Origin of the sequence: Polynucleobacter sp. MG-28-Ekke-A2 (genome assembly GCF_035012985.1) — a bacterium.
Lineage (GTDB): Bacteria > Pseudomonadota > Gammaproteobacteria > Burkholderiales > Burkholderiaceae > Polynucleobacter.
On record NZ_JAYGQU010000006.1, the window covers coordinates 15,930 to 36,601 of the forward strand.

The 20,672-nt window shown below is 45.4% G+C and carries 24 protein-coding genes; 5 read left to right on the forward strand and 19 right to left on the reverse strand.

All coding sequences use genetic code 11. The features are described 5' to 3' along the window. Window positions 1–39 precede the first annotated feature (39 nt). The gene (locus VC188_RS05280; RefSeq protein WP_215321971.1) at window positions 40–741 is read right to left on the reverse strand and encodes a CoA transferase subunit A; all 702 of its coding nucleotides are present in this window, start codon (window positions 739–741) and stop codon (window positions 40–42) included. A gap of 157 nt (window positions 742–898) precedes the next feature. On the opposite strand from VC188_RS05280, the gene VC188_RS05285 reads away from it, so the two are divergent. The 4 genes from VC188_RS05285 (at window position 899) to VC188_RS05300 (ending at window position 4,474) form a co-directional block, all read left to right on the forward strand. Further along, window positions 899–2,569 carry an electron transfer flavoprotein-ubiquinone oxidoreductase gene (locus tag VC188_RS05285; protein WP_323483264.1) on the forward strand — a complete coding sequence of 557 codons (1,671 nt, stop codon included), beginning with the start codon at window positions 899–901 and terminating at the stop codon, window positions 2,567–2,569. An 83-nt stretch (window positions 2,570–2,652) separates the two neighbouring features. Next, on the forward strand, window positions 2,653–3,039 hold the full coding sequence (gene gloA / locus VC188_RS05290; protein WP_323483265.1) for a lactoylglutathione lyase: 387 nt from the start codon (window positions 2,653–2,655) through the stop codon (window positions 3,037–3,039). Beyond that, window positions 3,039–4,214 (forward strand): GNAT family N-acetyltransferase, encoded by a 1,176-nt coding sequence (locus VC188_RS05295; RefSeq protein WP_416350495.1) that lies wholly within the window; start codon window positions 3,039–3,041, stop codon window positions 4,212–4,214. The genes gloA and VC188_RS05295 overlap by 1 nt, the downstream gene beginning before the upstream one ends. Continuing rightward, window positions 4,211–4,474, forward strand: a complete 264-nt coding sequence (locus VC188_RS05300; RefSeq protein WP_216263061.1) for a DUF1289 domain-containing protein — start codon at window positions 4,211–4,213, stop codon at window positions 4,472–4,474. The genes VC188_RS05295 and VC188_RS05300 overlap by 4 nt, the downstream gene beginning before the upstream one ends. Before the next feature lie 41 nt (window positions 4,475–4,515). On the opposite strand, the gene VC188_RS05305 is transcribed toward VC188_RS05300, so the two are convergent. Together VC188_RS05305 and VC188_RS05310 are read right to left on the reverse strand one after the other, a co-directional pair. Continuing rightward, the gene (locus VC188_RS05305; protein WP_216122281.1) at window positions 4,516–6,123 is read right to left on the reverse strand and encodes an ABC-F family ATPase; all 1,608 of its coding nucleotides are present in this window, start codon (window positions 6,121–6,123) and stop codon (window positions 4,516–4,518) included. Window positions 6,124–6,237: 114 nt separating this feature from the next. Next, on the reverse strand, window positions 6,238–6,948 hold the full coding sequence (locus tag VC188_RS05310) for a queuosine precursor transporter (RefSeq protein WP_323483267.1): 711 nt from the start codon (window positions 6,946–6,948) through the stop codon (window positions 6,238–6,240). 104 nt (window positions 6,949–7,052) lie between these two features. On the opposite strand from VC188_RS05310, the gene VC188_RS05315 reads away from it, so the two are divergent. After that, window positions 7,053–8,237, forward strand: a complete 1,185-nt coding sequence (locus VC188_RS05315; RefSeq protein WP_215321959.1) for an acyl-CoA dehydrogenase — start codon at window positions 7,053–7,055, stop codon at window positions 8,235–8,237. Here VC188_RS05315 and mnmH read toward each other — a convergent pair. The 16 genes from mnmH to soxC form a co-directional block, all read right to left on the reverse strand. Continuing rightward, window positions 8,234–9,307, reverse strand: coding sequence for a tRNA 2-selenouridine(34) synthase MnmH (mnmH, locus tag VC188_RS05320; RefSeq protein WP_323483268.1), 1,074 nt, complete (start codon window positions 9,305–9,307; stop codon window positions 8,234–8,236). The two genes, VC188_RS05315 and mnmH, sit on opposite strands and share 4 nt — an antisense overlap. Window positions 9,308–9,313: 6 nt before the next feature. Beyond that, window positions 9,314–9,733 (reverse strand): acyl-CoA thioesterase, encoded by a 420-nt coding sequence (locus VC188_RS05325; RefSeq protein WP_215321956.1) that lies wholly within the window; start codon window positions 9,731–9,733, stop codon window positions 9,314–9,316. 16 nt (window positions 9,734–9,749) lie between these two features. Beyond that, window positions 9,750–10,094, reverse strand: a complete 345-nt coding sequence (locus VC188_RS05330; protein ID WP_215321955.1) for a TIGR01244 family sulfur transferase — start codon at window positions 10,092–10,094, stop codon at window positions 9,750–9,752. 60 nt (window positions 10,095–10,154) lie between these two features. After that, on the reverse strand, window positions 10,155–10,595 hold the full coding sequence (locus tag VC188_RS05335) for a YeeE/YedE family protein (protein WP_215321954.1): 441 nt from the start codon (window positions 10,593–10,595) through the stop codon (window positions 10,155–10,157). Window position 10,596: 1 nt separating this feature from the next. Then, a complete protein-coding gene (locus tag VC188_RS05340; RefSeq protein ID WP_323483269.1) occupies window positions 10,597–11,034 on the reverse strand; it encodes a YeeE/YedE family protein in 438 nt (145 codons plus the stop codon). Window positions 11,035–11,058: 24 nt separating this feature from the next. Beyond that, entirely contained in the window at window positions 11,059–12,180 is a 1,122-nt protein-coding gene (locus VC188_RS05345; RefSeq protein WP_323483270.1) for a YeeE/YedE family protein, read from the reverse strand. Between the two features lie 20 nt (window positions 12,181–12,200). Further along, window positions 12,201–12,518 carry a hypothetical protein gene (locus VC188_RS05350; protein ID WP_323483271.1) on the reverse strand — a complete coding sequence of 106 codons (318 nt, stop codon included), beginning with the start codon at window positions 12,516–12,518 and terminating at the stop codon, window positions 12,201–12,203. A gap of 58 nt (window positions 12,519–12,576) precedes the next feature. After that, the gene (locus tag VC188_RS05355; protein ID WP_251368540.1) at window positions 12,577–13,479 is read right to left on the reverse strand and encodes an MBL fold metallo-hydrolase; all 903 of its coding nucleotides are present in this window, start codon (window positions 13,477–13,479) and stop codon (window positions 12,577–12,579) included. A 61-nt stretch (window positions 13,480–13,540) separates the two neighbouring features. Then, window positions 13,541–13,978 carry a DsrE family protein gene (locus tag VC188_RS05360; RefSeq protein ID WP_215321950.1) on the reverse strand — a complete coding sequence of 146 codons (438 nt, stop codon included), beginning with the start codon at window positions 13,976–13,978 and terminating at the stop codon, window positions 13,541–13,543. Window positions 13,979–14,007: 29 nt separating this feature from the next. Beyond that, on the reverse strand, window positions 14,008–15,738 hold the full coding sequence (gene soxB / locus VC188_RS05365) for a thiosulfohydrolase SoxB (RefSeq protein ID WP_323483272.1): 1,731 nt from the start codon (window positions 15,736–15,738) through the stop codon (window positions 14,008–14,010). A gap of 45 nt (window positions 15,739–15,783) precedes the next feature. Beyond that, window positions 15,784–16,389, reverse strand: coding sequence for a sulfur oxidation c-type cytochrome SoxX (soxX, locus tag VC188_RS05370; protein ID WP_323483273.1), 606 nt, complete (start codon window positions 16,387–16,389; stop codon window positions 15,784–15,786). Window positions 16,390–16,407: 18 nt separating this feature from the next. After that, complete coding sequence (soxA, locus tag VC188_RS05375) at window positions 16,408–17,247, reverse strand: sulfur oxidation c-type cytochrome SoxA (protein WP_215321946.1); 840 nt, start codon at window positions 17,245–17,247, stop codon at window positions 16,408–16,410. Between the two features lie 34 nt (window positions 17,248–17,281). Beyond that, window positions 17,282–17,590: a thiosulfate oxidation carrier complex protein SoxZ gene (gene soxZ, locus VC188_RS05380; RefSeq protein ID WP_215271985.1), complete on the reverse strand. Its 309-nt coding sequence runs from the start codon at window positions 17,588–17,590 to the stop codon at window positions 17,282–17,284. Between the two features lie 56 nt (window positions 17,591–17,646). Beyond that, window positions 17,647–18,099 carry a thiosulfate oxidation carrier protein SoxY gene (gene soxY / locus VC188_RS05385; protein ID WP_215271984.1) on the reverse strand — a complete coding sequence of 151 codons (453 nt, stop codon included), beginning with the start codon at window positions 18,097–18,099 and terminating at the stop codon, window positions 17,647–17,649. An 83-nt stretch (window positions 18,100–18,182) separates the two neighbouring features. Then, window positions 18,183–19,274: a c-type cytochrome gene (locus VC188_RS05390; protein WP_215321944.1), complete on the reverse strand. Its 1,092-nt coding sequence runs from the start codon at window positions 19,272–19,274 to the stop codon at window positions 18,183–18,185. After that, the gene (gene soxC / locus VC188_RS05395) at window positions 19,258–20,658 is read right to left on the reverse strand and encodes a sulfite dehydrogenase (protein WP_215271982.1); all 1,401 of its coding nucleotides are present in this window, start codon (window positions 20,656–20,658) and stop codon (window positions 19,258–19,260) included. The genes VC188_RS05390 and soxC overlap by 17 nt, the downstream gene beginning before the upstream one ends. Window positions 20,659–20,672: the final 14 nt, after the last annotated feature.

Here is a 20,672-nt window from a genome sequence, read left to right on the forward strand (position 1 = left end):
TCCTAAGTATTTTGTTCTATTGCTTTACTGTGCTGGGAATTAAGCTTTTGCAGTCATGGTGCGCTGCTCAATGCGCTTTTCTGGTGTTTTATGTAGCACCAAACGGTGAACATAGATACCAGGCGTATGAATCTCATCGGGATGGAGTTTGCCGTTCTCAACAATCTCCTCAACTTCCGCAACGGTAATCTTGCCAGCCATAGCAACGACTGGATTGAAGTTACGCGCAGTGTAGCGATAGACTAAGTTGCCGGACTTATCTGCCTTCCATGCTTTTACTAAAGAGATATCTGAAACGATTGAACGCTCCATGATGTACTTCTCGCCATCGAATTCTTTTTCTTCTTTACCTTCGGCAACCAAAGTACCAACGCCAGTTTTAGTATAAAAAGCCGGAATACCACAACCACCAGCACGCAATTTTTCAGCCAAAGTTCCTTGAGGTGTAAATTCCAACTCCAATTCACCAGCTAAATATTGACGTTCAAATTCTTTGTTCTCACCCACATATGAGGCAACCATTTTTTTCACTTGGCGTGAATTGAGCAATAAACCTAAGCCAAAACCATCTACACCAGCATTGTTAGCAATTGCAGTGAGGTTCTGAGCGCCCAGATCCTTAACCGCTTGGATCAAAGCTTCTGGAATGCCACAAAGACCAAAGCCACCAACGGCCAGTTTTTGTCCGTCTTTTAAGATATCCCGCAAGGCATCTACTGCCGATGGGTAAGTTTTATTCATTACTTTTGTCCTAATATTGCCAAAATGGGTAAAAAAGCAATCATAACGCTTCAGACCCAGTGATTGAGGCCGTCTTGGCACCAAGGTGGTTTTTGACAGTTAGAACTAAACTATTAGGGCTTAAATGCCCTATTTTGAGAAATTTCGGAGAAATTGTATGAATGCTGCAGAGCTGGTTGAGCAATTTGGCCCCAGAGATTCCATGGACTATGACTTAGTCATTGTTGGGGGTGGTCCTGCAGGTTTGTCGGCCGCTATTAAAGCCAAGCAATTGGCCGGCGCCTCCGGAAAAGAAATTAGCGTTTGCGTCCTAGAGAAGGGTTCTGAAATTGGAGCTCACATTCTTTCTGGCGCCGTCATGGACCCCGGGGCACTGACTGAATTATTCCCCGACTGGAAAGAGCTCGGAGCACCGCTCGAAACACCCGTCACGCAAGATCAATTTCTATTCTTAACCAGCGATAACTCATACCAAGTTCCAAACTGGATGTTGCCGCACTGCTTTAAGAATGAAGGCAACTATATTGTCAGCCTTGCAAACGTCACTCGTTGGCTAGGGCAACAAGCCGAGAATCTTGGTGTTGAAATTTTCCCCGGCTTTCCAGCAGCAGAAATTCTCTACAACAAGCAAGGCTCAGTCCATGGCGTCATCACCGGATCAATGGGTTTAGACAAAGAAGGCAATCCAACGGATCAATTCCAACTTGGTATGGAATTACGTGGCAAGTACACTCTCTTTGCTGAAGGCGCGCGCGGTCATCTTGGTAAGCAACTGATTGCTAAGTTTGCGCTAGATAAAGATGCTGATCCACAAAGCTATGGCATCGGCATTAAAGAGCTATGGGAGGTTGAGTCTTCTAAGAGCAAGCCTGGACTAGTAGTGCACACCGCAGGCTGGCCTTTAGAGAGCGATACCTATGGTGGCTCATTTCTCTATCACTTAGCCGATAACAAGGTTGCTGTTGGCCTGGTAGTTGGCCTGTCTTATAAGAACCCCTACCTCTCGCCATTTGAAGAATTCCAACGCTATAAATTACATCCAAAGATTCGTGAAACTTTTGAAGGCGGTAAACGCATTTCTTATGGCGCACGCGCACTGACTGCTGGTGGTTTAAATAGCCTTCCTAAGACTGTATTTCCTGGTGGTGCTCTCATTGGTTGTGATGCTGGCTTCCTCAATGCATCTCGCATCAAGGGAAGTCATGCAGCAATTAAGACTGGCATGCTTGCTGCTGAAGCAGCAGTTGCTGCTATCAATGAGAACCGCTCTGAGGATGTTTTGTCTGCGTACCCAACTGCATTCCAAAATAGTTGGCTGCATACCGAACTCAATCAAGCGCGCAACTTCAAGCCATGGATGTCAAAAGGACTTTATGTTGGCACGCTGATGGTGGGATTAGAGCAAAAGCTTTTGGGTGGCAACATGCCATGGACCGTGCATTTAAAACATGCAGACCATGAATGTTTGGAGCCTGCAGCGCAACACAAGCCGATTGACTACCCTAAGCCAGATGGCAAGATTACTTTTGATCGCCTATCTTCTGTGTTTATCTCTAATACCAATCACGCTGAGAATCAACCGATTCACTTAACCCTAAAAAATGATTCTGTACCAGTAGATATCAATCTCAAAACCTATGCGGGCCCTGAGCAACGCTACTGCCCTGCTGGCGTATATGAGTTTGTAGAAACCGATGGTAAGACGCGCTTGCAAATAAATTCGCAAAACTGCGTGCATTGCAAAACTTGCGACATTAAAGATCCCACTCAAAATATCGTCTGGGTTACGCCTGAAGGTGGCGGCGGACCGAACTACGCATCCATGTAAAGCAATGTAGTACAAGAAACCCCGGCTCCATACCGGGGTTTTTCACCTCAACACGAATAAATAAATAGCGTTATATTTACCCCATGATGATCCTACACACTATGCTTCGCGTCGGCGACTTGAATCGCTCTATTGATTTCTACACCAAAGTTTTGGGTATGAATTTACTGCGCACGACTGAACGTCCTGAACAAAAATATTCACTGGCTTTTGTGGGTTTCGGTAAAGGGAATGGTGATGGCCAGTCGGAGATTGAACTGACTTACAACCATGGCGTTCAATCCTATGACCTAGGCACGGCCTATGGACATATTGCTATTGAGGTTCCGGATGCCTATGCTGCTTGTGCTGCCATTAAGGCGGCCGGCGGCAATGTGACCCGTGAGGCTGGTCCAGTAGCTGGCGGTGACACCATCATCGCGTTTGTTACCGACCCTGATGGCTACAAAATAGAGCTCATTCAGCGTTAATCGTGGCAGAGCCCGATTCATTTCAATTAGAAATAGTTGATCGCCTTAGCGATATCTCCTCAGAGGAGTGGAATGCTCTTCTTCCCGCAGATGCAGGACCCTTTCTTCGCCATGAGTTTCTTAGTGCGCTAGAGGAAACTGGCTGTGTTGGAGGCAATACTGGGTGGCAAGTGGCTCATCTCGTTTTAAGGGATGATCAAAAACTGATTGGTGCAATGCCCCTGTATTTGAAGCAACACTCCTACGGAGAATTTGTTTTTGACTGGTCTTGGGCGCAGGCCTATGAGCAACAAGGCAAGCAGTATTTTCCGAAAGCGCTTTGCGCCATTCCGTTTACACCAGTTCAAGGCTCAAGGATTTTGAGCGCCAGCAATGTAGATGCTGATTTAGTACGGCGACAATTAATTGCAGGATTGAAGACTTTAGTTCTACAAAATAATCTATCTTCAGCACATGTTTTATTTCCCGATGCAATAGAAGCAAAGGGTCTAAAAGACCACGGCTTCATGTTGCGAGACTCGGTGCAATTTCATTGGCATAACCAAGGCTTTGAGAATTTCGAACAATTTTTAGCGGTCCTCACCATGAAGCGCCGCAAGAATATTCGACGCGAACGAGAACAGATAGCACGAGAGCAGATTACTTTTAGACATGTTCCAGGAATATCTTCAACCGATGCTGATTGGGAATTCTTTTATCGCTGTTACGCAAACACTTACTTGGAGCATGGATCTAGCCCCTATCTTAATGAGGCATTCTTGAAGTTATGTGCGCAGCGCATGCCTGAAAACTTACACCTTATCATTGCAGAAAGTAACGGCTATCCAATCGCTGCGTCCTTACTGATTGTTGACCCCATAAGCTCTAAGGCTTATGGTAGGTATTGGGGTGCTATTGAGCATGTGCCCTGCTTGCACTTTGAAACTGCCTACTATCAAGCAATTCAATATTGCATCTCTAATCAGATTCAAACCTTTGAAGGTGGTGCACAAGGTGAACACAAGATGGCGCGCGGCTTCTTGCCCACCACCATTCAATCTGCCCATTTCATTGCGGATCCTCAGTTTGCCAAAGCTGTGCAACACTTCCTAGATCGTGAACATCAAGGCATAGGGGCTTATGTGGATGAGCTCGCCGAGCACAGTCCTTTGAAATCGTCTAAAGTACAGCCATGAATTCTAAAGACACCAAATCTATTGTGCAAGATGGCTCCCACTCCCTTTCTACAGGGGATGCAGACTCTGACTCGCCTTGCATTGGTGTTTGCACCACGCTATACGATGAGATCTGCCAAGGTTGTGGTCGCACTTTAGGTGAAGTGAGTAATTGGGTATTCTTTTCTCAAGAAGAAAAAGATTCCGTATGGAAACGTATTCGTGCAGAAGGTACTGCAACCCGCTTCCAGAGACAAGCCAAAGAAAATAAGCCCGCTTAGGGGCTTATTTTTTTATTGCCAGCTTTACAACTAGGCCTTAATTAACCAGCCAACTCTTGGCTACGTAGGTACTCTTCGTAAGTACCAGAGTAATCCACCACCGTACCATCCATCTTCACTTCTAAGATGCGGTTGGCTAATGCAGAAACAAACTCGCGGTCATGAGAAACAAATATCAAAGTACCGTCGAATTTCTCAAGAGCGATTTGTAAACTCTCAATCGATTCCATATCCATGTGGTTGGTTGGCTCATCCATTGCCAGGACGTTGTATTTTTGGAGCATGAGTTTGCCCCAAATCATTCTGCCCTTTTCACCACCAGAAAGGACTTTGACAGACTTGCCAATATCGTCACCAGAGAACAGGAGGCGGCCCAAAGTGCCACGGATCACTTGGTCATCATCGCCGGTATTGCGCCACCAATTCATCCAGTCCATGAGCAATTCGTCTTTAGCGAACATCTCGGTATTGTCTTGAGGCATTACGCCGACGTTAGCATTCTCAGCCCACTTCACATCACCGCTATCAGCGGCAATACCATCAAAGCGCTTACTCAAGATCGTTTTGAGAAGTGTTGTCTTACCAGCACCGTTTTGACCGATGATCGCAATCTTTTCACCAGCACGAACACCTAGCTTGAAATTCTTGAAGATCACGCGATCATAAGCTTTAGTAAGTGCATTGCACTCTACCGCCATATTGTGTAATTTTTTCTCAGCATCAAAACGAATAAATGGGTTCTGACGTGATGAAGGCTTTACCTCAACAATTTCAATCTTCTCCAGCTGCCTCTGACGTGAAGTCGCTTGACGAGCTTTAGAAGCATTTGCAGAGAAGCGAGCCACGAAAGCTGCTAATTCAGCAATTTTTTCTTTGGCTTTCACGTTATTGCTGAGCTGCTGTGTTCTTGCCTGCACAGAAGCCAGCATGTAAGAGTCGTAGTTGCCTGGATAAACCTTTAAGGTTCCATAATCCATATCGGCCATATGCGTACAGACTTCATTGAGGAAGTGACGGTCATGGGAAATGATGACGATGGTGCTCTTAATTTGATTGAGAATGTCTTCAAGCCAATGAATGGAGTGAATATCCAAGTTATTCGTTGGCTCATCGAGCAGCAATACATCTGGATCGGAGAACAATGCTTGCGCTAGCAATACACGCAGCTTCCAACCTGGTGCAACGTTGCTCATCGGACCATTGTGTTGATCAATAGGAATGCCAATGCCTAACAACAACTCACCCGCTTTAGCTTCTGCGGTGTAGCCACCGTATTCGGCGTACTTGCCCTCAAGCTCAGCAGCCTTCATGTAATCTTCATCAGTAGCATCTGGATTGGCGTAGATAGCATCGCGTTCAGCCGCAGCCTTCCACATCTCTTCGTGACCCATCATCACGACGTCGAGTACGCGCACATCCTCGTAAGCAAATTGATCTTGACGCAACTTACCCAAACGAATACCAGGATCTAAACTCACATTACCGCTCGTTGGCTCTAGCTCGCCACCTAAAATTTTCATGAAGGTGGATTTACCGCAACCGTTTGCGCCAATCAGGCCATAGCGATTACCGCCGCCAAACTTCACGGAAATGTTTTCAAATAGAGGCTTTGCCCCAAACTGCATGGTGATATTAGATGCTGACAGCACGGATGTTTTCTAGCTTTCTGAAATTCAATTAGATAGTTACCCCCGAATTTGGGGGCAAAGACCGTTATTTTAACGGCTTAGAGGTCTTTGTTGGCAGGAAGCCCGTGGTCTTGCTTAGACTTTGACCCTAAATGGGGTGAAATTCGTATGAATATCGTAAAAATCCTCGTTTTCCTTGAGCTTGAGGAAGTTCACAACCCAATAGGTCATGGGGGTTGCCAGAACCTCCCAAGTAGTCTTGAGGACATATTGAGCCAGCGCTACCTGAATGACTTCATGGGTAGTCCAGATGCCATAGAACGCTAACATATAGAAGAAAGAGGAGTCGACCAACTCCCCTACCGCTGTCGAGCCAATAGTACGCATCCAGAGAAAGCGCCCTTGGGTCATGATTTTCATCTTCGCCAGCACATAGCTATTCGTCAGACTGCCGCACCAAAAGGAGAACATGGAAGCTAAGGCGATACGCCATGAGTTTCCAAAGACAGTCTCTAGCCCCTGCTGATAATTAGACATATAAGCGCCTGGCGCCACCGGCAAAGCAATCACTATCTGCGCCATGATTGCCGCAAATGCAAGCGCAGCAAACCCAGTCCAAACCGCTCTACGGTCATAGGCATAGCCATAGACCTCAGTCAGAATATCGCCGAAGAAATAGGAAATAGGGAAGAACAAAATACCCGCGCCAAATGGTACCGACCCGAAGTAAGGCAAATCAACCACGGCTGCTTTACCGGCACCAATAAAGTTAGAGCAGAGTAAGACCACCACAAAGGCAGCCAAAATCAGGTCGTAATAGCGGTGGCGAGGTCTAGGAGAGTCCATAAGCCCAGAAAAATGGATAATAGAAACAAGAATATCTGTATTCCTGAAAATTCGCAGGAAGCAGCTAGAAATCAAGACAAAATGAAATATAGGATGGCAAAGCAATGAGTAAAAGTAAGGCTAGCTTTAACTGGGCGGACCCCCTTCTTCTCGATACCCAGCTAACGGAAGAAGAGCGCATGATTCGTGATGCAGCTGCTGAATACGCTCAAGGGCGCCTAATGCCGCGCATTCACGATGCTTACCGTAACGAAACAACTGACCCAGTCATCTTCCGCGAAATGGGCGAGCTTGGCCTCTTAGGCATCACGATTCCTGAGCAGTACGGTGGAGCCAACTTGAACTATGTCTCTTACGGATTAATTGCGCGCGAAATTGAACGCGTGGATTCTGGCTATCGCTCCATGATGAGCGTGCAGTCCTCTTTAGTCATGGTTCCTATCAATGAATTTGGTAGTGAAGCGCAAAAACAAAAGTACCTCCCTAAATTAGCGAGCGGCGAATGGATTGGTTGCTTTGGCTTAACAGAGCCAAACTATGGCTCAGATGCAGGCGGCATGATTACTCGTGCTAAGAAAGTACCTGGCGGATTTTCATTAACGGGCTCGAAGATGTGGATCTCCAACTCTCCGATTGCTGATGTATTTGTAGTGTGGGCTAAAAATGATGAAGGCATCATTCGTGGTTACATTTTAGAAAAGGGCATGAAGGGCTTAAGCGCCCCGAAAATTAGCGGCAAGATGGGTCTGCGCGCCTCCATCACTGGTGAAATCGTCATGGACGAAGTATTTGTACCAGCAGAAAATGAATTCCCTGAAGTTGAGGGCCTGAAGGGCCCCTTCACTTGCTTAAACTCTGCTCGTTACGGTATTGCTTGGGGCGCACTAGGCGCCGCTGAATGGTGTTGGTATGCTGCTCGACAGTACACCATGGACCGCAAACAGTTTGGCAAACCATTGGCTGCTAATCAGCTGATTCAGAAAAAATTAGCGGATATGCAAACCGAAATCACTCTGGGACTCCAGGGCTGCCTCCGCTTAGGTCGCATGAAAGATGAAGGTATTGCAGCTCCAGAAATCACCTCCATCATGAAACGCAACTCTTGCGGTAAGTCACTAGACATCGCGCGCATGGCACGCGATATGCATGGTGGTAACGGCATCTCTGATGAGTATGGTGTTGTGCGTCACATGCTGAACCTTGAGGTAGTCAATACCTATGAAGGTACTCACGATATTCACGCCTTGATTCTAGGTCGTGCGCAAACTGGTATCCAAGCTTTTAGCTAAGAACCTGATTTATTGATGATGGCCTTTGCTGCTTTGGCAAAGGCCTCGTCACTATCATTTTCCAGTTGCACAAAATTTTCAATCTTGTATTGAGGAAAATTGCGTACGATCGAAGATTGATACGATGGGTCGTAATGCTTTACCAATAGCTCTTCCACTAACTCCGGAAAATTACCTGCATCAATGGCTTCATTCCATTTGGTAATTTGTACTTTCCCATAATGCGCAGTAAGCAAAGCCAGCTTCTGTTTGAAATTATCGGTATCGGTTAAGAAGTGGTGGTATTCACGAATCAACCAAGAGACACGAGTATGCGTACTGGATCGAAGCTCAATACAACTACCATTGCGAATTTTTTCCATCAAAGCATCAGGTACATGCAAGCCGCCAACCTTCTTGCTTTCAGACTCCACAAATACAGGCTTAGCTGGATCGAGCAAACGTAACGCATTCCAAAGTGCAGTCTCAAAGCCTTTTTGGGATGGCTGCTCGATATTAGGCTCATTACCCAATACGGATCCACGGTGCACGGCCAAGCCTTCTAGATCCAGAATCTGAGCCCCTAGAGCACCGATCTCTTGCAACACTTTTGTTTTGCCGCTACCCGTCATTCCACAGATCACCTGGAATGTAAATTGTGTTGCAGCGTAATCAAGACCATCAATCACGGTTCTTCTGAAGCCCTGATACCCGCCCTCGAGCTGCTTGGCTTTCCAACCAATGCGGTTGAGAATATGGGTAAACGCCCCACTACGTTCGCCACCGCGCCAGCAATAAATTAATGGACGCCACTCACGTGGGAGCTCCAGAAAATGATTTTCTAAGTGTGCAGCAATATTCTTAGAGACTAAAGCTGCACCCAATTTTTTAGCTGCAAAAGGAGACTCTTGTTTATATAGCGTACCAATGGTAGCGCGCTCCTCATTATTCAGAACGGGGTAATTTACCGCACCCGGAATATGATCAAGGGCGAATTCAGCTGGCGACCTGACATCAATCACAAGATCAAACTGATCTAGCTCAGATAAAAATTGATCAGATCTTAAGATATGCGGATTAATCGGTTGCACAATTAACTAGCGCAACTGTTGTAAAACATGCTCAGGCCAAGGCGCTGACTTATTCGTGGTGAGATCTACCCAAACCATGGTTGCACCACCAATAGCAGCCTCTACTTCGGGATCGGTAGTTAAAGCCATACTGGTGTAAAGATCCAGGCTTGTTCTACCAATAGCGCCAATGGAAGTCTTTAGAATTAATTCGCCTGGGTAAGTGAGTTGTTGAAAGAAATTACAAAAGCCATTAATCATCAACATAGACTCACGACCAGGAGCTACGTCATAGCCCAAAGATGTAATCCATTCGCAGCGAGCCTGCTCCATATACCGAAAGTACACGGTATTGTTGACATGTCCATACGCATCCATATCACCCCAACGAATGGGCATGATCATTTCATGAACCAGTTTTCTTTCTTCGGGGATGGCGATACGCATGACGGCCAGTAACTTCCTATTTCACTTGCAATGCAAGTTGATACAGATTCGTAGAGCGCGCACCAGAGCGACAAAATGCCAATACTGGTCCGGGCATGGTCCTCAATAAACGGGCCATCTCTCTTACTTGATCAACATTGATTGCACTAGGTACAACTGGTAGGTATGCATAATTTAAGCCCAACTTTTCTGCTTCAGCTTGAATGCTGGCATTAGTTGGCTGATCTGGACCGCCCTCACCATCAGGACGGTTATTAATCACACTCTTATAACCTTGTGCCGCAATTTCAGCTAAATGACTGGCGTCGATCTGACCGATGGTACCGAACTGATCGCTATGGCAAGAAATAGGAAGACTCATGAAACCCTCTACATTGAATAATGACGTAATAGGGTTGATTTTAAATCAGGCTTATCGAACTTAGCTGGAAGCCTTTTTATGAGCCGAGAAGAAACGCTCGCTTATTTCCATACCCACAAGCATGGCAACAACAAATACCAGGGCCTTCAGGTGCCCAGCACCCAAGGCAACCAAGGCTGGGCCAGGGCAAAATCCAGCAATTCCCCAGCCCGCACCAAAAATGAGGCTGCCAATAACGAGGGGCTTCGTGATATCTCTACGGGTTGGGATATGCAAGGCGCCACCAAAAAACGCTTCAGTCCTCTTGCTGACCACATAAAACCCGCCAAGCCCGACCATTACTGCACCCAACATTACAAACATTAAGGATGGATCCCAAAGACCCGTTAGATCCAAAAAGCCCAATACCTTCTGGGGATTACTCATGCCTGAGATGATTAAACCCCAACCAAAAAGTACACCAATTGCATACTGACTGAAAAGGCCAAAATGTTTTTTCATCTTAGACTCCGATCAAATGACGAAGAATAAAAACGGTCACGAAGCCGGCAAACATAAAGGCGCAAGTGGCAACGAGGGAGCGCGGAGATAAACGCGAGAGTCCGCATATCCCATGGCCGCTGGTGCAGCCTGAACCGTAGTGGGCCCCAAAGCCAACCAAAATACCTGCAATCACAATCGCAATCCAATCAGACTCAATCTCTACAACGGGGAATATTCCAAAAAAAAGTGCCGCCATAAATGGAGCTGATACCAAGCCCAAAACCAAACTCAGACGCCATGCGGTGTCCGTTAATTTGGGATGCAATAAACCCGAAACAATGCCGCTAATTCCTAGGATGCGCCCATGAAGTAATACATAAAGAGCTGCAGCAATCCCAAGAATCATTCCCCCTAGTAAAGAGGGAATGGGTGTAAAGGAGAACCAGTCAATTTGCATTATTTAATCTATCAATTTATAAACTTAGCTGCAAGGGTTTGGGGCAAGACGTACCTGCAAGTAACGTAGGCCTAAATAAGCCCCAAAAATAAATCCTGGTAAAGCCAGTATTGAACCAAGGGCAAGCGTAGAAATGCCACTCAAACCCTGCCCTACAGTGCAACCCAAAGCAGTTACGCCACCAAAGCCCATTAATGCAGCGCCAACTAAATGATTTGCTGTGTCCTCAGAATTGCGAAAGGATTCCCAACGGAATGATTTTGTTGCAATAGAAACTGCCGCAGAACCTAGAATCATTCCTAGAACAGCCATAATGCCAACGGTCAACACTTTAGACGTATCGCTATACATCATTAGCCAGTCAAGTGAATACGCATAAGGAGCTACAAAAGACAAGCTCTCCATGCGACCAGAGTTCGTTACTAAAAATACTTCTTCTAGAGTGTTGGGATCTTCAGCAACAAAACCAAGATTGCCAGATACAAACCATACTGCACAGATCGCCAATCCGACAGCTATACCCGCAAAGATATTTTCAGCAGTCCAAAATGCCTTTCTTGCCAAAGCATATGCAATAAACGCAGAACCAATGATTAAGCCCAAGACCAAATGAAGAGTTGGGCGTGCAATACCGAGAGGCCCACTTAACAAACTGGGTAAGTCTTGCGGGGTATTAAAGGCTATGAAAAAAGTATCTAGGGTATTAATACGAATAACGCCTAAGAACCCACGCAATGTCATATAAGCGGTTAAACCTAGCACCATAAAGACAATAATAGACTTTAAGTTACCGCCACCAATACGAATTAATGTTTTGCTGCCACAACCTGAAGCCAACACCATCCCGAAGCCAAACATAACACTGCCCACAATAGTGGAGAGCCATAAAAATTTACTACCGGTATACATACTCTTCAGGGGATCAATTAACCCGAAATAAGACATCAAGGTAAAACCAATGATGGCAACACCAATAGCCAAGAACCACTGCTTTAAACGATCCCAACTGGACATGATGAAAACATCAGACACTGCGCCCATGCTACAAAACCCAGTCTTTTGCATGACCGCACCTAAGAAAAAGGTAATAGCAAAAGTTGCCCAAAGGACTAACTTACTTAAAGAATTGATATCTACAACATCCATAGCGACTGTGTCTTGAAAAATTAAGGTTTAAATTTATAAAATTGTTGATTAAGAAAAGCTGTCACATCCACTTCATCCTCGGGAAATAAGTCAAGGCGAAGCTCTGCGTTGCAGAGTGAAACCATCTTCTTTAAATCGGCCAGAGATTTCACCTTGCCATCCGAGCGGGTGTAAATCATGTCGCCATTTCCAAAGCCCGTTTTCTTGGCGTGGCAGGCGTAGCACTTTTGCTGATCAATAGTTTTGCCATTTACTAAATCCGGAGTAGCCAGCACAGGCGCACTCATGAGCGCACTGGATGCGGCTAGCACAAAGGATCGAAGGAAAATCATTTTCATTACAAATCAAGGATTTAGCATTAATCCTTTATTTTAAGGCCCAATGGCTGAATTTGCCCTACTCCGCCTGGATAGACAGGTAGACGTTGTAGGCATTCATGCGGTTTGCAGCTCTAAAGAGCGGCATCCCTTCGTATTCCGACCAATCAGCTTGCTTATAGGCGTCCTCAAAAGGATCCAGGTTTATTGCTGCTTTAGACATCGACTCACGCAAATACTTCAAATAGCCCCTAGTAAAGGCAATATCTTCGGCCGGATGAACTGAATAACCCCCATGACCAGGTATGACGATATTGGGATTTAATTTTTCGATCTCATCCAAGGCCGCCAGCCACCCCTTGCTATCTGCATTTCCAACAAATGGAATGCGGCCCCTAAACACCAGATCACCCGCAAAAAGCACTTTTTCGGATGGAACGTACACCATCAAATCTTCAGGAGCATGAGCAGGCCCCACTCTGCTGATAAAGAAATCAATGCCGCCAATCGTCAATTTCAATTTTTGATCGATCCATACATCAGCAGAAATGAGTTTGGTATTTGCATTTACCCAGGGCGCAAAATCAGTTCTTGAAGCAATTAAGCGTTGCTTCGCTGTTTCTGAAGAAAGATAATTTCGCCCCTCACCTTGGGCATAAATCTTCGCACCGATTTTTTTAAATTCTTGCAAACCGTAGACATGATCTGCGTGATAGTGGCTCACAATGATGGCGACAACTTTCTGCGGAGTAATCTTTTTAATTTCCGCAATTAATTTTTGCGCAAGAATAGGCGATCCCAAAGCATCTACCACCACCACACCATCTGGAGTTATAACAAACCCAGTATTGGAGATGAAGTTTTGGTTAGCACTACTCCCCATCTCTGGAAAACCTTGTACAAAGTAAGTATGAGGTGCGACTTGGGTAGGTTTGAGCTGAATATGATCAGCAGGATTACTTTGGCCAAAAGCAAAACTCAAAAAGATAAGGAACCCCAAAAGGATCCCCGCAAGACTCTTAATGCAATTCATACTAAATTACTTAAGGCTTGATGTAGGCAAAACCATCTTTGTATTGCAAGTCGGCAACTCGCACCACGCCTGATGGTGTGAAATCTGCATCCAGCGTGAATTGATCTTTTTTCAAATTCCGATTCTTTAAAGTGATCTCACACACTTCAAACTTCACACCACGAGATTTAAGGGCTCCAACTAATGGCGCATACTCCACATTATTTTTCTTATCCTTGGCGCCTTCCATCAACATATCCACTCCATTGGCATGAGTCACTACGATGATGATGGTATTTGGGGCTGTATCCAAATGATTACGAATATTGCGCAGGCCTTTTAGACCTTGAGTTTCTGCATCATCAATGTGATAAACCACTTTGGTAGGGCCAGATGATTGAGCTGAAACGACAGAGCAAAATCCCAATGTCAGGGCTAAAGCAGTAATAATAGAAAGTAGTTTTTTCATGCTTAGATCTCGTGTAGTTATATGGCTAATTAAATTGGGGCCATGCCAGGATTATTTGACACACCTTTAATGATTGGCTCATTGAGCTTAACCGCTTTAACAACTTTGACATCGCGCAAGTGGCGCTCCATGACATCCCAAATTGCTTCGCCTCCTGCATTTTTCGCCTCTTCACTGACTGGCGCCCAACCAGCTACTTTGTAGGTTTTGTTTGCATCAATAGCCTTACCATTTAAGCGCATATCAGAAATACGTTTACCAGCGGTTTGTGCTGGATCAATGGTGTATTGCATTCCACCGACGCGGACCATGTCACCACCTTGCTGATAATACGGATCAGGATTAAACAAGTTATCAGCGACGTCCTCAAGAATAGTTTTAATTGTTTCACCACTCATATTGGTAACAGTAGTGTATGGGTAGGTGATCGCGGTTTGATCTAAAAGATTCTCACGCGTGATCGCTTGACCTGGCAATAGACTGGTACCCCAACGGAAGCCTGGAGAGAAGGCAATCTCTGCATTCTTCTGTGCCATCAATCCATCCAAGATGAGTTGATCAAAGCTACCGTTAAAGTTACCCCGGCGATACAAGAGGCCCTCTGTAGTTGCTAACTTCTCGTTGAGCTTAGCTTCATACGGAGCCCTGACTTTAGCGATCAACTTATTCATCGCTGGATCCGCTGGAATCATATTAGAGAAAATTGGGAATAGCTTATAGCGGAAATCTACTGGCTTGCCACCTTTCACATCAAAATCCAGCACTCCTAAGAACTTACTATTAGACCCAGCATTGGTAACTAGAGTTACTCCACCAGCATTCTTTATCTTCACCGGAATAGGCACACCATCATGGGTGTGCCCACCCAAAATAGCATCTAGTCCGCGTACGCGGGAGGCCATTTTCAAATCTACATCCATGCCATTGTGAGATAGAAGCACCACTACCTTTGCGCCTTTTGATCTAACCTCATCAATAGTCTTTTGCATATTCTCTTCCTGAATACCAAAGGTCCAATCAGGAGTGAAGTAGCGGGGATTTGCAATGGGCGTATACGGGAATGCTTGTCCAATAATGGCAACCTGAATACCGTTCTGCACTTTCATGACATAGGGATTAAATACTGAGTCGCCGAAATCCGCTGTTTTAATGTTTTGCGCTACAAATGAAACTTTGCCCTTGAAGTCGCCATTTACGATTTCCATGACGCGCTTTTCGCCAAGAGTCATTTCCCAATGCGGAGTCATCACATCAACACCTAAAGCAAGAGCGGCATCAACCATATCCTGACCATTAGTCCAAAGTGCAGTACCTGATCCCTGCCAAGTATCCCCACCATCTAGCAATAAAGCACCAGGACGATTGGCTTTCATTTGCTTAATTAAAGTGGCCATATGAGCAAATCCACCCATCTTGCCGTAGTTTTGAGCAGCAGCCACATAGTCTAAATAGGTAAAGGCATGAGCATCACGAGTGCCTGGTGCAATGCCATTTGCCTTCAAGAAATATTCGCCAACCAAGTGCGGGGTCTTACCTTCCTGCGCACCGATACCAAGGTTTACATTAGGCTCACGGAAATAAATTGGCAATAGTTGAGCATGGCAATCTGTAAAGTGCAAAAAGTGAACATTACCAAATTTAGGTAAGTCATAAAATTTTTGCGCAGTGCTTTGTGCGTTAACAAAGTTTGATTGCAAACTCATTCCACCTGCAGATGCAATAGCTAAGGCCTGCAGAAAATCGCGACGACTTAAAGACATAACATTCCCTTTGTGAAAACAGGCCTGTCGGCCTGTTTTTATACTTTATTGATTAACTGGTGAGGCCGGATCAAGCAGCAAGGCCATGACATCCTGAATCTGCTGCTCATTTAAAAGTTTGGCATGAGCGAAACGCGGCATATTACTGCATACGTTATAGGCCTTGGAGTTATTAATACGATTCCATGTATAGACCACAACCTCTTTAGAGTAGCCGCGCATTTTTCCATAACCCGTTAAAGAGGGCCCAATATTTCCATAGGAGATTTCCTTGGGATCAATTTGATGGCAGTTATAGCAGCCGCCACCAATTTCTGAACCTGCTTTATCTGACCAAGTAGCTCCCCGACCACTTTGAGCAATCTTTTCCCCATTCTTCCAGTTACCAATGTACTTGCCATCAGATGGCTGCTTAATGGAAGCCATATTTTCGCTCTGAATCCTCTCCCTCACCTTTAGATCGCCACCGCCATCCAAGTTGGCTGGGTTAGAACAAAACTTCTGCGCAGGATCCTGCACCAAACGATCGAGACCGGCCTGACCTTTTGCCTCAAAACTAGAGGACATCATATTTTCAAAAGGCGTTGCAGCATGAGCAACACCGGCGGATATAAATAGCGCTAACGCCAATAAGGATAATTTATTTTTCATATTATTTATCTCCAGCGATTAACGCTTCAGTCCTGGTGCAGTCATAGTGCCACCTTTGGCTGTCACAGCCATATACATTGAAACCGCAATGGTATCTTCAGAGGTATATATTGGCTCAGGGAAACGCTGCTGACGATAGCAGTCATTTAAACGCTGCTGCATCGTCCAAAAAGTTCCGCTTGAAACCCTGTAAGCCGGCCATGAACCCCAACCTGCTGCTGCACCTTTTTGTGTCGTGATGTTAGGCAGATCCTGCAAGCGAATACGCTTACCGTCAGAGCCATGACATGAGGCGCATGAGAAATCCATTGGGCCGCCTTGATAGAAGAAGGATTGTTTACCCATCTCAAAGGCTTGCTTTTCTTTAGGGTGCTTAACAACAACATTAATTGGCATACCTTTTGATTCAGCAACAACGTAAGCAACTACAGCCTCAATATCTTTACGCTTACCTTTGCCAAAACCAGCCTTAATGATTTCGTTAGCGTCATAACCTTGCATTTTGCTCATACAAGTAATTAAGCGTGACTCAAGGTCTTGAACTTTGTTTGTGTCTTTAAAGTATTTTGGTAATTGAGTATAGGCACCCTTAACAACACCAGGCCCCATACCCAAATCACACTTTTCAAGTGAGACATTTTTGGGGCCCATCGGCTTTTTCCAAATATCCTCACCAGCTGCCTCATATAAATCAGAAGGGTTACCATCAGCAAGCATCGCACGATATTTTTCAATCTCTTGAGTTGCTGCGCTACCGCCAACGACAGGTTTATCTTCATTTTTTCCAGGACTGGTACAGCCCTGTAGGAGGACAAAAAAACCCGCCGCCAAGAGTCCGCAATAGATGCGTGTCTTCATAGGTAACCTTTTTAGTTATATTTTCGTATTGATATTAAGAAGCAGTGGCTTCATCAGTACGTTTGTCGCCTTTATTATCGATCCAGCTCACAACAATCTTGTCGCCTTTGGCGCCCTTGTATTTGAAGTTCAAGAATGGGTCCTTAGAGACCGCAGGGCCAAACTGACCATTCAAAACATCTTTACCATTTGCTTTGACATTGATAGTAGTGATGTGCCATGCAGGAATCACTTTGCCAGCAGCATCTTTACGCTGACCAGATTCCATATCGTGCTTCATCAAAATTTTTACATCCACAATTCCGCCGTTTTCGGCTGCTCTTACGCGCATTGGATCAGACATATGTTCCTCTTTTAATCTAGTAATTTATTAATGGTATTTAATTGGATTGAGAGTGCTTAACCGCCGCAACCACCCAAAGTTACTTTCACTTCTTTAACAGCCATACTCCATTTGCCATCAGCCTTTACCAAGGCATACACATTAGAGGTTTGACCCATCTTGATACGAGTAGTAACAAAAGGCTCAGTGCCTGTAGGAATATAGAACTGCGCAGCCAAGGCGCTTGGGTTTTTCTCAACCAAGATTGCCATTTGCTCTGCTTTAAGGGTAGTGACAATTCCAACTGGAACTACCGCACCATTTTCTGCAATATCTGGGGCGTTCAAAGTAACAGCGCTAGACTTATCTGGACTGCCTGCACCTAGAATCTTAAATACATCATCAAGACTCTTGCCTTCAAATGCGGCTTTATTCCATTCTTGAGCTTGGGCCACACTAATGAGACCCGCAGAAGCCATTAAACCGAAAACCGCTGAATATTTCAATAAACTGCGTCGCTGCTGATTCATAAAAACTCCTTTAATAATCATTTACCGTGAATATATTACCTGCTAACCAATAAAGCATGCTGGTTAGTACTGATACATCTTATTTATTTACCACCAGAAAGCACCCAGGTAACCAAAGCCTTGCGATCCTCATCCGATAACTGCGACTGTGGCGGCATTGGAATTGAACCCCATACGCCTGAGCCACCATTTTTAACTTTAGCCATCAATTTATCCAAAGCACCGCTCTGCCCCTGGTATTTGACTGCAATATCAGCAATGGATGGGCCAACCAATTTGGCGTTCGGTGCGTGACATGCTGAACAGTTCTCATTCTTAAATAGCGCAGCTGGACCCTTGTTGGAGGAAGCATGAGTATCGGACGCATGGGCCAATCCCTCACCCGTCGTTCCAGGCAACTTAGCAAGAGGCGGTTTGGTGGAGTCTGAACCACGATATGGGCCATACAAGCGATTTTGCTCAGCAATATTGCCATGAGCATTTCTGGCGAAGTCTGGAAGAGTGGATCCAATTTGCACAAACTTCACGCAATTGTTCATGCAAGAAGAGCCATTAACATCCGGCTTGCCGTTAACACTCCAAAAACCATGATTACGAGTCATGCCGTTACGATTAGGCATTTTTTTCTGGACTTCGGCAATGTTGGCATCACTCAATACAAAATCATCCGGGACTATTTCACCCAAGCTGAGAATATATGCCACCAGCGCATAAGTATTGTCCGGGGTAAGTGATCTCGGCGCATTCCAAGGCATGGCACGATAAATATAGTCCCACAATGTTGATACAGTTGGCACCTTCATCAAAGTAGTTCGCTGAGGCTGCTTACGATCTAACAAAGAGGCGACCCTGCCAGTCTTCACGTCATCAGCAGTTGTTCCACCAGCAATCGGAGTAAAGATCTCATTTGACTCACCAAAAACACCGTGACAACTAGCGCACTTAGATTCCCAAATTACTTGACCTTGCTCAACAGAGCCAGATCCCTTTGGTAAGCCTTTAAAGTCTGGGCGCACATCAATATCCCAAGCCATGACTTCTGCAGGAGTTGCATTTCTTCCAATACCCGGAAACTTAGCGGAGCCCTGTGTACTTTGTGCAAACGAAATCTGGGCAGCTAATACTGCAATACTTAGCAGACTCAAACGAGCAATAAAATTAACCGACTTGTACATTGCTTACCTCACCGTTTGAATCTAACTTCCATGACTGAATAGCATTATTGTGATAAATAGATCGATTACCTCGTGCATCACGCAAGACCTTTATCGATGGCTGGATGTAACCAGTGTCATCCACTGCTCTAGATTGCAATATTGCCGGTGATCCATCCCATACCCAATCAATATTGAAGCGAGTTATAGACTTGGTTTGAATTGGCGTCTCTAAACGAGCAGTACGCCAGTTATTACCGCCATCGAAAGAAACATCAACACGCTTAATCTTGCCGCGACCAGACCAAGCCATACCGCTCACGTTATAAAAACCTTTATCCAGCAATTGCTGGCCACCAGAAGGTGTAGTAATTACCGATTTGCATTCTTGAATGGATGCGTATTGACGATGCATGCCATCTGGCATGAGCTCAATATAGTGAACGGCTTCATCTTTCGCATTCCAAGGCATATCGCCAACCTCTAGGCGACGCAACCACTTCACCCAGCTGACACCCTGCACGCCAGGAACTACTAGGCGCAATGGGAAGCCGTTTTCCGGGCGTAACATTTCGCCATTCATACTCCAGGCAACGATTGCGTCTTCTAAGCAGCTTTCAAGATTGATCGTACGCGTCATGCCTGAACCATCACCACCTTCGGCAAGCATGAACTTGCCTTTTTTCAAATCTGCGCCGCATTCTTCAAGCAATACCTTAAGAGGTACACCTGTGAATTCGCAGCAAGATAGCATGCCGTGGGTATATTGCACGGTTGGCACCGCAACGTTACCCCACTCCAATCCAGTATTAGCACCGCACTCAATGAAGTGGGTACGAGAAACTGAAGGCAATCTCATTAAATCATTCATCGTAAAGACGCGAGCGTTCTTCACCAAACCGTTCACCATGAGGCGATGGGTTTCAGGGTTGATGTTGTACCAACCTTGGTGATGACGCTCAAAGTGCAAACCATTCGGGGTAATAGTGCCGAATAATCCTTGCAGCGGAGTAAATGCAACAGATGCTGCAGATACACGCGTTAATCCAGGTGATTCACGACGAATGAGGTTAGATTCGTAAATTGATGGCACGCCATATGGCATGGTGGCAACGTTTTTACCTAAAGTGGTTTGCCACTCTTGCTTTTCAAGAATTGCGGGATCGCCTTCTCCAGCAGCAAAAGCCATTGGGGCAGCCAGGCCAGCAGCTGCACCACCAATGGCTGATAAAAAGCCCTTACGTAAGAAGCCGCGACGGGTCTCATCTAGTCCATTTGAATTGATATCGGCAATTAACTTCTGAGAGATAAAGTGCTCGGGCGCTTTCACCAAGCGAGCTCTATTAGCCGGCTTCTCAACCGCCGAGATATCCTCGGCACTTAATTCAATCTGCTTCTTAGTCATTTGACCTCTACTTG

Coding starts and splice junctions, on each gene's coding strand:
- gloA (WP_323483265.1), top strand. CDS start 2,653: ATGATGATCCTACACACTATGCTTCGCGTCGGCGACTTGAATCGCTCT.
- soxY (WP_215271984.1), bottom strand. CDS start 18,099: ATGAATCAGCAGCGACGCAGTTTATTGAAATATTCAGCGGTTTTCGGT.
- VC188_RS05315 (WP_215321959.1), top strand. CDS start 7,053: ATGAGTAAAAGTAAGGCTAGCTTTAACTGGGCGGACCCCCTTCTTCTC.
- VC188_RS05310 (WP_323483267.1), bottom strand. CDS start 6,948: ATGGACTCTCCTAGACCTCGCCACCGCTATTACGACCTGATTTTGGCT.
- VC188_RS05335 (WP_215321954.1), bottom strand. CDS start 10,595: ATGAAAAAACATTTTGGCCTTTTCAGTCAGTATGCAATTGGTGTACTT.
- soxC (WP_215271982.1), bottom strand. CDS start 20,658: ATGACTAAGAAGCAGATTGAATTAAGTGCCGAGGATATCTCGGCGGTT.
- VC188_RS05390 (WP_215321944.1), bottom strand. CDS start 19,274: ATGTACAAGTCGGTTAATTTTATTGCTCGTTTGAGTCTGCTAAGTATT.
- VC188_RS05360 (WP_215321950.1), bottom strand. CDS start 13,978: ATGAAAAAACTACTTTCTATTATTACTGCTTTAGCCCTGACATTGGGA.
- soxZ (WP_215271985.1), bottom strand. CDS start 17,590: ATGTCTGATCCAATGCGCGTAAGAGCAGCCGAAAACGGCGGAATTGTG.
- VC188_RS05345 (WP_323483270.1), bottom strand. CDS start 12,180: ATGGATGTTGTAGATATCAATTCTTTAAGTAAGTTAGTCCTTTGGGCA.
- soxA (WP_215321946.1), bottom strand. CDS start 17,247: ATGAAGACACGCATCTATTGCGGACTCTTGGCGGCGGGTTTTTTTGTC.
- VC188_RS05330 (WP_215321955.1), bottom strand. CDS start 10,094: ATGAGTCTTCCTATTTCTTGCCATAGCGATCAGTTCGGTACCATCGGT.
- soxX (WP_323483273.1), bottom strand. CDS start 16,389: ATGAAAAATAAATTATCCTTATTGGCGTTAGCGCTATTTATATCCGCC.
- VC188_RS05280 (WP_215321971.1), bottom strand. CDS start 741: ATGAATAAAACTTACCCATCGGCAGTAGATGCCTTGCGGGATATCTTA.
- VC188_RS05340 (WP_323483269.1), bottom strand. CDS start 11,034: ATGCAAATTGACTGGTTCTCCTTTACACCCATTCCCTCTTTACTAGGG.
- soxB (WP_323483272.1), bottom strand. CDS start 15,738: ATGTCTTTAAGTCGTCGCGATTTTCTGCAGGCCTTAGCTATTGCATCT.
- VC188_RS05350 (WP_323483271.1), bottom strand. CDS start 12,518: ATGAAAATGATTTTCCTTCGATCCTTTGTGCTAGCCGCATCCAGTGCG.
- VC188_RS05285 (WP_323483264.1), top strand. CDS start 899: ATGAATGCTGCAGAGCTGGTTGAGCAATTTGGCCCCAGAGATTCCATG.
- VC188_RS05300 (WP_216263061.1), top strand. CDS start 4,211: ATGAATTCTAAAGACACCAAATCTATTGTGCAAGATGGCTCCCACTCC.
- VC188_RS05325 (WP_215321956.1), bottom strand. CDS start 9,733: ATGCGTATCGCCATCCCCGAAGAAAGAAAACTGGTTCATGAAATGATC.